At 70.2% G+C, this 12,247-nt stretch carries 14 protein-coding genes; 4 read left to right on the top strand and 10 right to left on the bottom strand.

Features of this window, described 5'->3' with window-relative positions; all coding sequences use genetic code 11:
• Position 1: 1 nt before the first annotated feature.
• From AXZ95_RS01765 to AXZ95_RS01750, 4 genes are read right to left on the bottom strand one after another with little or no spacing between them, the layout of a single operon-like run.
• On the bottom strand, positions 2-1,006 hold the full coding sequence (locus AXZ95_RS01765; protein WP_018189274.1) for a Gfo/Idh/MocA family oxidoreductase: 1,005 nt from the start codon (positions 1,004-1,006) through the stop codon (positions 2-4).
• A complete protein-coding gene (locus AXZ95_RS01760) occupies positions 1,003-1,773 on the bottom strand; it encodes an amino acid ABC transporter ATP-binding protein (protein WP_018189273.1) in 771 nt (256 codons plus the stop codon). The genes AXZ95_RS01765 and AXZ95_RS01760 overlap by 4 nt, the downstream gene beginning before the upstream one ends.
• Positions 1,770-2,558, bottom strand: coding sequence for an amino acid ABC transporter permease (locus tag AXZ95_RS01755; protein WP_018189272.1), 789 nt, complete (start codon positions 2,556-2,558; stop codon positions 1,770-1,772). Before AXZ95_RS01755 ends, AXZ95_RS01760 begins: the two co-directional genes overlap by 4 nt.
• Before the next feature lie 18 nt (positions 2,559-2,576).
• Positions 2,577-3,443: an ABC transporter substrate-binding protein gene (locus tag AXZ95_RS01750; protein WP_018189271.1), complete on the bottom strand. Its 867-nt coding sequence runs from the start codon at positions 3,441-3,443 to the stop codon at positions 2,577-2,579.
• Between the two features lie 190 nt (positions 3,444-3,633).
• Between AXZ95_RS01750 and AXZ95_RS01745 the strand changes: the two genes are divergently transcribed.
• Positions 3,634-4,755 (top strand): LacI family DNA-binding transcriptional regulator, encoded by a 1,122-nt coding sequence (locus tag AXZ95_RS01745; RefSeq protein ID WP_018189270.1) that lies wholly within the window; start codon positions 3,634-3,636, stop codon positions 4,753-4,755.
• Positions 4,756-4,806: 51 nt separating this feature from the next.
• Here the strand turns inward: AXZ95_RS01745 and AXZ95_RS01740 are convergent, their stop codons facing one another.
• Positions 4,807-5,022: a hypothetical protein gene (locus tag AXZ95_RS01740; RefSeq protein WP_231374302.1), complete on the bottom strand. Its 216-nt coding sequence runs from the start codon at positions 5,020-5,022 to the stop codon at positions 4,807-4,809.
• A gap of 85 nt (positions 5,023-5,107) precedes the next feature.
• Between AXZ95_RS01740 and AXZ95_RS01735 the strand changes: the two genes are divergently transcribed.
• Complete coding sequence (locus AXZ95_RS01735) at positions 5,108-6,058, top strand: helix-turn-helix domain-containing protein (protein WP_018189268.1); 951 nt, start codon at positions 5,108-5,110, stop codon at positions 6,056-6,058.
• Here AXZ95_RS01735 and AXZ95_RS01730 read toward each other — a convergent pair.
• From AXZ95_RS01730 to AXZ95_RS01710, 5 genes are all read right to left on the bottom strand, one after another.
• Positions 6,031-6,348: a hypothetical protein gene (locus tag AXZ95_RS01730; protein ID WP_018189267.1), complete on the bottom strand. Its 318-nt coding sequence runs from the start codon at positions 6,346-6,348 to the stop codon at positions 6,031-6,033. The two genes, AXZ95_RS01735 and AXZ95_RS01730, sit on opposite strands and share 28 nt — an antisense overlap.
• Before the next feature lie 119 nt (positions 6,349-6,467).
• Complete coding sequence (locus tag AXZ95_RS01725) at positions 6,468-6,641, bottom strand: CsbD family protein (RefSeq protein WP_018189266.1); 174 nt, start codon at positions 6,639-6,641, stop codon at positions 6,468-6,470.
• Positions 6,642-6,731: 90 nt separating this feature from the next.
• Positions 6,732-7,130 (bottom strand): MarR family transcriptional regulator, encoded by a 399-nt coding sequence (locus AXZ95_RS01720; protein ID WP_231374301.1) that lies wholly within the window; start codon positions 7,128-7,130, stop codon positions 6,732-6,734.
• Positions 7,131-7,241: 111 nt separating this feature from the next.
• Complete coding sequence (locus tag AXZ95_RS01715) at positions 7,242-7,796, bottom strand: MarR family transcriptional regulator (protein WP_018189264.1); 555 nt, start codon at positions 7,794-7,796, stop codon at positions 7,242-7,244.
• Positions 7,797-7,831: 35 nt separating this feature from the next.
• Positions 7,832-8,146: a hypothetical protein gene (locus AXZ95_RS01710; protein WP_018189263.1), complete on the bottom strand. Its 315-nt coding sequence runs from the start codon at positions 8,144-8,146 to the stop codon at positions 7,832-7,834.
• Between the two features lie 130 nt (positions 8,147-8,276).
• Here AXZ95_RS01710 and treY point away from each other — a divergent pair, with 130 nt between their 5' ends.
• Both treY and treZ read left to right on the top strand, forming a co-directional pair.
• The gene (treY, locus tag AXZ95_RS01705) at positions 8,277-10,541 is read left to right on the top strand and encodes a malto-oligosyltrehalose synthase (protein ID WP_018189262.1); all 2,265 of its coding nucleotides are present in this window, start codon (positions 8,277-8,279) and stop codon (positions 10,539-10,541) included.
• Complete coding sequence (gene treZ / locus AXZ95_RS01700) at positions 10,538-12,238, top strand: malto-oligosyltrehalose trehalohydrolase (protein ID WP_018189261.1); 1,701 nt, start codon at positions 10,538-10,540, stop codon at positions 12,236-12,238. Before treY ends, treZ begins: the two co-directional genes overlap by 4 nt.
• Positions 12,239-12,247 lie beyond the last annotated feature (9 nt).

Here is a 12,247-nt window from a genome sequence, read left to right as displayed (position 1 = left end):
CTCACTTTCGGTTCAGCGTGTGGATGGTGTCGATCAGTTCGAGGGCCGCCAGGCTCTCCCGCGGGTCCACCGGAAGCGGTGTTCCGTCCTGGAGCGCCGAGGCGAGCCCGCGGTAGAAGGCGGCGTAGTCGCCGGGCACGAGAGGGATCTCGTCGGGATGCGCGTCCGTGCCGAGACGCCCCGGCGCGGACGCCTGCCCGAGCCGCGGATCCCCGGGGAGGGTGCCGCCTGCGAGCTGCGACTCCTGCGGGTCGAGGCCCCAGGAGACGAAGCCGGAGCGCGAGCCGAGCACCCGGAACCGCGGCCCGGCGATCGGCGCGACGGCGCTCATCCAGAGGTGGCTGGTGGTGCCGGCGTCGTGCTCGAGGGCGACGAAGACGTCGTCGTCGGCCCCCGCGTCTCGCCGGTTGCGCAGCTCGGCGTGCGTCACCCGGGCGGGGCCGAACAGCAGCAGGGCCTGGTCGATGAGGTGCGCGCCGAGATCGAAGAGGATGCCGCCGCCCTCCTGCACGGACGTCGTCGACTTCCACGACTCGTCGGCCGCGGGCTTCCACCACTCGAACCGGGACTCGAAGCGGCGGACCTCGCCGAGCGCTCCGTCGTCGACGAGTCGCCGCAGGGTGAGGAAGTCGCCGTCCCACCGGCGGTTCTGGAAGACGGTGAACGGCACGCCCGCCGCTTCAGCACGCTCGATCAGGGCGCGGCCGGCCGCCGTGTCCGGCGCGAACGGCTTGTCGACGACCGTCGCCAGACCTGCATCGATGGCGGCCGTCGCGTGGGCGACGTGCAGCGGGGTCGGCGAGGCGACGACCACCAGGTCGAGCCCGGGATGCGCGAGCAGCGCATCCACGTCCCGCACCGCCGTCGCGTCCGGATGGTCGGCGGCCAGCCGGCCCGTCTGCGAGGTGACGACCGCAGCGAGCTCGAAGGCGGGGTCCGCCGCGAGGAACGGCGCATGGAAGACCCGCCCGGCGACGCCGTAGCCGATCAGGCCGACGCGGATCACAGCACCTCCGAGAGGAAACGCTGCAGGCGCGGGCTCTGCGGCCGGTCGAACAGATCGTCCGGTCGTCCCGCCTCCACCACCCGACCCTCGTCCATGAACACGACCTGGTCGGCGACCTTGCGGGCGAAGTTCATCTCGTGGGTGACGACGACCATGGTCATGCCCCGGCGACCCAGGTCGGCCATCAGGTTCAGCACGCCCTTCACGAGCTCCGGGTCGAGCGCGCTGGTGACCTCGTCGAACAGCATGACCTCGGGCTCCATGGCGAGAGCCCGGGCGATGGCGACGCGCTGCTGCTGGCCGCCGGAGAGGTCGCGCGGGCGGTGGTCCATCCGTTCGCCGAGGCCGACCTCGACGAGGCGCTCCTCGGCGATCCGCTGCGCCTCCGCCTTGGGCATCCGCTTCACCGACCGCAGAGCCAGCATGACGTTCTGCAGCGCGGTGTGGTCGGGGAACAGGTTGAAGTGCTGGAACACCAGGCCGATGCGGCGGCGGAGCACATCCGGCTTCGTCCCGAGGATGCTCGCTCCGTCGAGGCGCACATCCCCGCTCTTCGGCTCGTGCAGCCGGTTGATGCCGCGGAGCATCGTCGACTTGCCCGACCCCGAGGGGCCGATGACGCAGGTAGTCGTGCCGGGTGCGACGGAGATGCTGACGCCGCGGAGCACGTCGATGTCGCCGTAGGCCATCGTCAGGTCGACGAGGTCGAGCGCGGAGCCGCGGAAATCCGGCGTCTGCTGCGCGGGAAGCGGAGAGGTGTACGTCATGTGTTGCTCCCGAGGGTGATCGGCGCCGGCGGCTGGACCTCGTCCAGCTCGTCCAGTCCGCTCTTCGGCGGGGCCGGCTTGCGTCGTCCGGTGCGGAACCGGTTGTCGAAGTAGTTGACGAGGTGCGTCAGCGGAACGGTGGTCACCAGGTAGAACAGTCCGGCGAGCACCAGCGGTGACAGGTTGCCGGTCAGCACCGCGGCGTCCTGGCCGACGCGGAACAGCTCCCGCTCGCCCACCAGCAGCCCGAGGAAGTACACGAGGCTGGAGTCCTTCACGATGGCGATGAACTGGTTCACGAGCGCGGGGAGCACCCGGCGGATGCCCTGCGGCACGACCACCAGGGCCATCGCCTTGGCGTAGCTGAGGCCGAGCGCCCGGCAGGCCTCGAGCTGCCCGCGGTCGACGCTCTGGATGCCGGCGCGGAAGATCTCGCCGATGTACGCGGCGGCGATCAGCGACAGCGCCAAGATGCCCAGCGGGTACGGGGACGGCCCGAAGATCGACTGCGAGAACCGGGCGAAGCCCTGGCCGATGAGCAGGATGGTGAGGATCGCCGGGAGTCCGCGGAACACATCCGTGTAGATGCGGGCGGGGATGCGGAGCCAGCGCGAGGTGGAGATCCCCATGACGGCGACCACCATGCCGAGCACGACGCCGATGACGGTCGCCGCGATCGAGATGATCAGCGTGTTGACGAGTCCGACACCGAGGAGCTGCGGGAAGACCTGCAGCATCGACGGGATGTCGAAGAAGGTGTGCGTGATGGTGGTCAGCCAGTCCATGGGGATCTCCCTGAGCTCCTACTTCGACGGGGTGGGCGTCGAGGTCTGCTCCGCCTTCGGCAGGTACTGGGTCGGCATCGGCGACCCGGGGAACCACTTCTGGTAGAGCTTCTTCCAGGTGCCGTCCTCCATCGCCTCGTGGAGCGCCTTGTTCAGCGCGTTCTTCAGGGCGGGGTTGCCCTTCGCGATGGCGAAGCCGGCGGGGGCGTCGAACGAGGGGATGTCCTCCGCGTCCTTCAACGTCGGGTACTGGGCGACGTAGCTCTTGGCCGCCTCGTAGTCGAGGAAGTGCGCATCCACCGATCCGCTGTTGACCGCGGAGACGGCCGCGTTGTTGTCGGGGAAGCGCACGAGGCTCGCCTTGGGGAAGTTCTTGACGGCGTACGCCTCCTGCAGGGTGCCCTGGACGACGCCGAGGCGCTTTCCGGCGAGGTCCTTCGCGGAGTCGATGCCGCTGGCCTTCGTGGTGAGCACGGTGAGGTAGCCCGCCAGGTAGCCGTCGGAGAAGTCGACCGTCTTCTTGCGCTCGTCCGTGATGCCGATGGCGGCGACGCCGACATCGAACTGGTGGTTCGCGACGGCGGCGAGCAGGCCGGAGAAGTCCTGGCCCGTGAACACGGCCTTGCCGAGGCCGGCGCGCTTGGCGACGTCGGTGAACAGTTCGACGTCGAAGCCGGTGAAGTCGCCCTTGGCATCGGTGAAGGTGTACGGCTTGGCGTCACCGAGGCTGGCGACCCGAACCGTGCCCGCCTCGATGAGGCCGTAGGGGTTGTCCTTCGTCGCGGAGCCGGAGGCGCCGCCGGCGCTGCAGGCAGCCAGGACCAGGGCGGCGGTTGCCGCGGCGGCCAACAGCCCGGCCGGCCGGAGGATGGTGCGTCGTTTCACTGCGGGGGTCCAATCGTCTGGGGGATGGTCGGCGAGAAACGGGACGTGTGATCCTCGTCGATCGGTGCAGGTTGCTGAGACCGGTCTCTGGCGATTACGCTGAGACCGGTCTCAGTTGGTTTTCTGGGACGCTACATCACGTTTCCCGCGTTCGTCAACACTCGGAGTTCGCAGGAGGAAGGCGGCACCGATGTCCCCACGCCCCGCATCCCGGCGCGCCGTCACGGTCGCCGACATCGCCCGCGCGGCCAAGGTGTCCAAGGCGACGGCCGCCCGCGCCCTGGGCGATTACGGGCAGGTCAGCGACGCCGTCCGCTCGCGCGTGCTGGCCGCGGCGGAGGAGCTCAACTACCGCCCGAACGCACTGGCCCGCTCCATGAACACCGGCCGCTCGAACACGATCGGCGTCGTCGTCGGCGACATCGAGAACCCGTTCTTCGCGCACGCCATGCGCGGAATCTCCGATGTCGCCAGCAAAGCCGGTTACGACGTCATCCTCACCAACTCCGACGAGGATGTGGATGCGGAGGAGGCGGCCGTCGACGTCCTGCTGGACAAGCAGGTCGACGCCCTCATCGTGGCGCCGGCCTCTTCGGCGCGGGTGGCCCACCTGGCCGCCGTCGGCGCCGCCGGCCGGCCCCTTGTCCTGCTCGACCGCCGAGCCGACGGCGAACCCTACGACTCGGTCACGGTCGACAACCGGTCAGCCGCCGCACGAGCCACCGCCGAACTCCTCGCCGAGGGGCATCGCCGCATCGCCTTCATCTCGACGCACGACCACCCGGCGTCGCACTACACGCCCGGCGATCGCATCACCATGTCCAGCGTCGCCGACCGCGTCGCCGGCGTGCTCGAGACGCTCACGGCGGCCGGCATCCCGTCACCCGAGCGCAACATCCGCCTCGACGCCCGCCGCCGCGGAGTGGATGTGGTGGCGCGCGAGCTGCTCGACGACGACGACCCCGTGACTGCGATCATCGCGTCCGACAGCCTCATCGCCATGACGGTCTTCCAGACCATCCGGACGCTCGGGCTGCGCATCCCCGACGACGTGTCCCTGATCTCGTTCGACAACCCCGAGTGGACCAGCATCACCACCCCGCCGCTGACGGTCGTGGAGCAGCCGATCTACGAGCTGGGTGCCGCGGCGGCCCGCCGCGCGCTGGAGCGCATCCACGGCGAGCGGGTGGACGACGCCGCGGTCGTCTTCGATGCCGACCTGCTGCGTCGCTCGTCGGTCGGACCGGCGCCCAACGCCGCTGCCCGGCCCGTCGCTGCCCTCACCGATGCCGTGGGTCGCGACACGCCGTAATGGCGGCGCCATAACGGCGTGTCGCGCCCCCTGCATGCGGCTGGGCCGACGTCAGAGACCCGTCTCGCGCGCCGCCTGGATCGCCCGCAGGTCGCCGAGCGCCCGCTCGCTCTCGCGGTTCACGTGTCCGCCGCGCGCGAGGATCGCCGCGGGCAGCCAGTCGCTGAGCACGAAGCGGCGCCGGCGCGGCGGTTCTCCGCCGTTCGTCCGGGCCGGGCGCGCGACCCAGCTGTGTTCCATCCCCTGTGTCCATGTCGTGTTCGCCATGACCCTCACGTTACGGACGTAAAGATTCGGACACGAGGTGGCTTTAGGTCTATCTTCGCAAAGATACGGCCATTACACTGACGGCATGATCCGATCGGTCGCGGTTCCCCTCATCGACGAGTTCGCCATGTTCGAGTTCGGGGTCGTCTGCGAGGTCTTCGGCCTCGACCGCAGCTATGCCGGGCTCGAGCCGTTCGACTTCCGCGTCTGCTCGATCACCCCCGGCACTCCCGTCGTCAGCCCGGTCGGCGTCAGCGTCACCGCCCCGTACGGCCTCGAGGCGATGGACGACGCCGACCTCATCGCCGTTCCCGCCGCCACCATCCGCGACGAGTACCCGCAGGAGTTCCTGGATGCGCTCCGCCGGGCGTACGACCGCGGCGCCATTCTGCTGAGCGTCTGCTCCGGTGCGTTCGCCCTCGGCGCCGCCGGCCTGCTCGACGGACACGACTGCACCACCCACTGGCGCTACTCCGACGAATTGCAGCGCCGCTTCCCGGAGGCCCGCGTCGACCCGGACGTGCTGTTCGTCGACGACGGCCGCATCATCACCAGCGCGGGCACTTCGGCCGGCATCGACGCCAGCCTCCACCTCGTCCGCCGGGAGCTCGGCAGCGCCGTCGCGAACACGATCGCGCGCAACATGGTCGTGCCGCCGCAGCGCGACGGCGGCCAGCGCCAGTACATCGACAAGCCGGTCAGTGACTGCGAGGACGACACGTTCAGCGAGCTCATCGACTACCTCACCGAACGCCTCGACGAGACCCACACCGTCGGCAGTCTCGCCGAGCGGACGCACATGTCGACCCGCAGCTTCTCGCGGCGCTTCGTCGCGGAGACCGGCGTGCCCCCGATGCAGTGGCTCACCACCCAGCGCATCCTGCACGCCCGGCTGCTGCTGGAGACCACCGACCTGCCCATCGACGAGGTGGCGCGCCAGTGCGGTTTCGGCAGCGCCACCCTCCTGCGCCACCACTTCGACGCCGAGGTCGGCGTGCCCCCGACGCGCTACCGGGCGGCTTTCGCGCGCGCCTGACGTGCCGGCACGTGGCGCCGCGGGTCCGCATCCCGCGAAACCGAATGGTGCGGCGGCACAAGATCGTCGCCACGGTAGTGCCGCAGCAGCCGCCGGTTGCGGAGGGCGAAGTCGCTGCACAGGCCGACGGTGACCAGCCCGCACACGATCACACCCCAGGCACGCGGGTTCTCCCCCTGCGTCGGGATGGCGACGGCGAGCGCGATCGTCGCGACCAGGGTGAGGAGCGCCAGCAGTGCGCCGATCCCCGCCCTCCGCGCCGCCCTGGCGCGATCCGTCCGGTCTCCCATGCACCGGAAACTACTCCGCGGACCGGGTGAACGATAGGCAACATCCGTTCGACATGCCGGTGAACACGTCGAAGCCCCCGACCGGAATCCGGGTCGGGGGCCTCGTGGTCGTCTGAGGGTCAGTGCTTGAAGGCGTCCTTGATCTTCTCGCCGGCCTGCTTGACGTCGGCCTTGATCTGGTCGCCCTTGCCTTCGGCCTCGAGACGCTCGTCGCCGGTGGCCTTACCCGTGGCCTCCTTGGCGTTTCCGCCGAGCTTCTCTCCGGCGTTCTCGATCTTGTCGTCCAGTCCCATGACGTCCCCTTTCGTGGTCCGTTTCGTCTTCGACGCTCCCACCGTTGCGGAGGCGGGTCTACCCCCGCGGAGCGACCTCTCACGTGACGCTCAGGAGGTGCTGTCGCTGCGGTCCAGGTCTTCGAGCGCGGAGGACATCCGGCCGAGGAAGCTCTTCACGATCTCCGCCTGGCGCTCGTCCAGCTCCGAGGCGGCCTCGAGCATCCGGCGGTGCATCGCATCCAGGGTGTGCCGCACCTCTTCGTCGGCTCCGGGCGTTGCGACGATCACCAGGCTGCGCCGGTCGACAGGATGCGGCTGCCGGGTGACCCAGCCGGCCACTGTCAGGCGGTCGAGCATGACGGTGACCGACGACGACTTCAGCTTGAGGAGAGCACCGAGCTCGGCGGGCGTCGCCGGGACGCCTTCGTTCTGCCGCTTGAGCAGGAACCGCAGAGCGCGCAGATCGTTCTCGCCCATCCGCATGGACTCGCGGGTACGGCGACGCATCGCCTGCTCGGCGGCGCGGTAGTCGCGCAGCGCATTCAGGACGTCAACGGTATGCGGGTCCGCCCGGTCGTACCAGTACCGCCCGCCGGTCTGTGCTTCGATGCTCCGATTTTACGTGCTGCTGCGCGTGCGGTCGCCGGACCGGTTCGGTTGACCCGCCGCTTCCGCCGCGTCGATGTGGTCGACCGCCTCGCGCATCCTGTGCAGGAAGTCGATGACCACTGCAGCGTCTTCCGGGTCGAGGGATGCCGCCACGTCGACCAGCTCCTGGCGCATGTCGCCGAGGATCGCCCGCTGCAGTTCGTCCTCCGGAACGGTCGGGACGACGATCAGCGCGCGCCGATCGAAGGGACTCGACTGGCGCTGGATGTGTCCGGCGCGCTCCAGCCGATCGAGCAGGGCGGTCACCGACGAGCTCTGGATGCCGAGGTATTCGGCCAGCTCCTTCGGACCGACCGTGCGGCCGGCCTCCTGCGCGCGGAGCAGGTAGCGCATCGCGGAGACGTCGTTCTCGCTCATCCGCAGCACGCCCTCGGAGCGTCGGCGCATGGCCGACTCGGCGACGCCGTAGGCGCGCATCGCCTCGAGCACCTCGATGCCGGGAGTGCGCTGGCCCGCGCGCTCCTCGTACCAGTAGTGCGCCGATCCCTGGGTCTCGGACGTCATGCCCTTAACGATAGAGCAACTACAAACTAGACGGCCTAGCTTTTCCCTTTCGGACCCGACGACGGCGAGGGTTCTGGTGTGACGAGGAGCCCGTTGGGCCGGTGCGTGCCGTCCATCAGCGACTCGAGCCACTCGCGGTTGAGCGGCGCGATCACTCCCTCGTCGTACCGGAAGCGGATGGGAAGACCGTTGTCGACCCAGATGGCCTCGCGGCCACCGTCGCCCTCGCGGATCCAGCTGAGGGCGAAGGACTCCCGGCGCCGCAGCTTCGTCGTGATGACGACCTGGACGTGGGCCAGCAGCCGATCCGAGAACTCGTAGTCGGCTCCCCCGTAGCTCAGTACTCCCAACCCACGTCCTCCTCGGTTCCTTCGCTGATCCAGCGGATATGTAGTTAGTCTAACCGTATTGCTTGCTCGTCTAGCAAAATGCCGGGCGATCCATTTCAAGCCCTACTCGTCGGCCCCGCCCTCCCGGAGAATGAACGCTGTGAGCACCTACCGCCTCCAGATCTCGCCCGCCTTCACCCTCCGCGACGCCACGCAGGTGCTCGACCACATCCAGCGCCTCGGCGCCGACTGGGTCTACCTGTCGCCCCTCCTGGAGGCGGAGCCGGGTTCGATGCACGGCTACGACGTGGTCGACCACAGTCGCGTGGATGCGTCGCGCGGGGGCCCTGCGGCGCTGCGCGAGTTCGCCGACGCCGCGCACGGCCGGGGCCTTAAGGTGCTCGTCGACATCGTCCCCAACCACATGGGCGTCGCCACCCCCGCGGTCAACGCCTGGTGGTGGGATGTGCTCAAGAACGGCCAGGAGTCGCCGTATGCCTCGTACTTCGACATCGACTGGGAGTTCGGCCACGGACGTCTGCGTCTCCCCATCCTCGGCGACGGCCCGGACGAGGAGGACGCCCTCCGCATCGAGGACGGCGAGCTGCGCTACTACGACCACCGCTTCCCGATCGCGCCCGGCACCGGCGATGGAACACCTCGCGAGGTCCACGCCCGCCAGCACTACGAGCTGATGTCCTGGCGCCGGGCCGACGCCGAGCTCAACTACCGCCGGTTCTTCGCCGTCAGCACCCTCGCGGGGCTCCGCGTCGAGGACCAGCGGGTGTTCGACGACACGCACCGCGAGATCGGCCGCTGGCTCAGCGAGGGGCTCGTCGACGGCCTCCGCGTCGATCACCCGGACGGCCTCCGCGACCCCGGCCAGTACCTGGAGCGCCTGCGCGACCTCGCCGGCGACGCCCCGATCTGGGTCGAGAAGATCATCGAGGGCGACGAGCGGATGCCGGACTGGCCCGTGCAGGGCACCACCGGGTATGACGCCCTCGCCATCATCGACCGCGTCTTCGTCGACCCCTCGGGAGAGGGACCGCTGACCGCTCTGGCGGGTGAGATCGACGAGCGCGAGGAGAGCCAGGACTGGGTGGAGCTCGTCCACCGCCGGAAGCGCGCCGTCGCCGACGGCATCCTGCGCTCCGAGGTGCTCCGGGTCGTCCGCGAGCTCGGCGAGGGGACAGACGAGGAGACTGCGGACGCCGTCGCGGAGCTGGCGGCGTGGTTCCCCGTCTACCGCAGCTACCTGCCGTACGGCGACGAATACCTGGAGGAGACACGTCAGGCCGCCGCGGCGACGCGGCCGGACCTCGCGCCCGTGATCGCGCGCATCGTGGACCGCCTGGGCGACCGGTTCGAGCAGACCACCGGCGCCATCATGGCGAAAGGTGTGGAGGACAACGCCTTCTACCGCTTCACCCGGCTCGTCTCGCTGACGGAGGTCGGCGCCGACCCGTCCGAGTTCGCGCTATCGCCGGAGGAGTTCCACCGTCGGCAGAGCGATCGTGAGCGCCGGCTCCCCGAGTCGATGACGGTGCTGTCGACCCACGACACCAAGCGCGGAGAGGACACCCGGGCGCGCATTCACGTGCTGGCCGAGCTGCCGGGCCGCTGGGAGCGGTTCCTGCGGACGGTGCGCGAGCGCGTCGGTTTCGGCGACGGCTCGCTCGAGAGCCTGCTGTGGCAGTCGATCGTCGGCGCGTGGCCCGCGTCGCGCGAGCGCCTGCACGACTACGCCCTGAAAGCAGCGCGCGAGGCGGGCGCATCCACCGGCTGGACCGATCCCGACGAGGCGTTCGAGGAGCGAATGTTCGCCGCTGTCGACGCCGCCTTCGACGACGAGCGCGTGCGGGCCGAGGTCGAGGCGCTGGCGGCGGTGATCGAGGCGCCCGGCGCGAGCAACGGCCTCGGCGCCAAGCTCCTGCAGCTGATGGCGCCCGGCATCCCGGACGTGTACCAGGGGTCGGAGCGTTGGGAGCGCTCGCTGGTCGACCCCGACAACCGCCGCCCGGTCGAGTTCGATGCGGCGGCAGCACTCCTCGCCCACATCGACGAGGGATGGCAGCCCGAGATCGACTCGTCGGGCGCGGCGAAGGAGTTGGTCACCGCGAAGGCGCTCCGCCTGCGCCGCGACCGGCCGGAGCTGTTCAGCGGTTACCGTCCCGTCTACGCCGAGGGCTCGCGTGCCGGCCACCTCGTCGGGTTCGACCGCGGCGGTGCGATCGCGCTCGCCACCCGCCTGCCCGTCGGGCTCTCCGCGACCGGCGGATGGGCGGACACCACCATCGACCTGGGAGAGGAGCCCATGCGCGACGAACTCACCGGACGCGACTACTCGGGCCGCGTTCCACTCGCCGCCGTGTTCGAGACCTACCCGGTCGCCCTGCTGGCGGTGGCCCGATGACCGCCGCCGACCGCCGGTTCCCCGTGTGGGCCCCGGAGGCGCGATCGGTGGATGTGGTGCTCGGCGGCCTGGGCACCTTCCCGCTCACGCGTGTGCCCGCGTCCGACGCGAGCCCGACCGGGGGATGGTGGGAGCTGGCGGAGGCGCCGGAGCTCCCGACCGAACCCCTCGACTACGGCTTCCTCGTCGACGGCGACGGCCCTTTCCCCGATCCGAGGTCGCGCCGCCAGCCGAACGGCGTGCACGAGCTGAGCCGGGAGTTCGACCCGCGTGCCCACGCCTGGGACGACGGCGCGTGGGAGGGCCGCGACCTGACCGGCGCCGTGATCTACGAGCTGCACATCGGCACCTTCACGCCCGAGGGCACCCTCGACGCCGCCGCAGCGCGGCTCGACCACCTGATCGCCCTCGGCGTCGACGCGATCGAGCTGCTTCCGGTGAACGCCTTCAACGGGACGCACAACTGGGGCTACGACGGCGTGCTCTGGTACGCCGTCCAGGAGCAGTACGGCGGACCGGCGGCGTATCAGCGCTTCGTGGAGGAGTGCCACCGCCGGGGTCTCGCCGTCATCCAGGACGTCGTCTACAACCACCTCGGCCCGAGCGGCAACTACCTGCCCAAGTTCGGCCCGTACCTCGGCCAGGGCGCCAGCACCTGGGGTGTGAACATCAACCTCGACGGCCCGCAGTCCGACGAGGTGCGCCGCTACATCCTCGACAACGCCGAGTACTGGTTGCGCGAGATGCACGTCGACGGCCTGCGGCTGGATGCGGTGCACGCCCTGCAGGACCACCGAGCCACCCACCTGCTCGAGGAGCTCGCGCTCCTCGCCGACGAGCTCGCCGGGGAGACCGGCCGGCCGCGCACGCTGATCGCCGAGAGCGACCTCAACGACCCGAAGCTGATCCGCACCCGCTCGCACCAAGGCTACGGCCTCCACGCACAGTGGGACGACGACGTGCACCACGCGATCCACGCCACCCTGAGCGGCGAGGACACGGGCTACTACACCGATTTCGCCCGGCCGGAGGCGCTGGTGAAGGTGTTCCAGCGCGGCTTTTTCCACGACGGCACCTGGTCGAGCTTCCGAGAACGCCACCACGGTCGCCCGATCGACCCGGACATCCCCTTCACCCGCCTGGTCGTGTTCAGCCAGGACCACGACCAGATCGGCAACCGCGCCGCCGGCGACCGCCTCACCGCGACGCTCGACCCCGGACGCCTCGCGGCGGCCGCAGCCCTCACCCTGCTCGGCCCGTTCACGCCGATGCTCTTCATGGGCGAGGAGTGGGCCGCGACGACCCCGTGGCAGTTCTTCACCTCGCATCCCGAGCCCGAGTTGGGGAAGGCGACCGCCGAGGGCCGCATCGCGGAGTTCGCCAAGATGGGCTGGGACCCGGCCATCGTGCCAGACCCGCAGGATCCGGAGACCTTCCTGCGCTCCAAGCTCGACTGGTCGGAGCCGGAGCGACCGCAGAACGCGCGGATGCTCGACTGGTACCGCACCCTCACCGGCCTGCGCCGGACGATCCCCGCCGACGCCCCCGCGACCGAGGTGGCGTACACGGACGGCGTCTTCCGGTTCCGCCGCGGCGAGTTGCTCGTCGAGGTGAGCCTGTCGGGCACGGGCCTCGGCGCGGCGCCGTCGGATGCGGTCGCGGCGTTCGGTGAGGCCGTGCGCGTGACGCGGCGGTAGGTGCGAGGT

It is taken from the genome of Leifsonia sp. 115AMFTsu3.1 (assembly GCF_004362795.1).
Lineage (GTDB): Bacteria > Actinomycetota > Actinomycetes > Actinomycetales > Microbacteriaceae > Leifsonia.
Note: the sequence above shows the minus strand (reverse complement) of the source record. Positions and strands in the feature narration are given on the sequence as shown.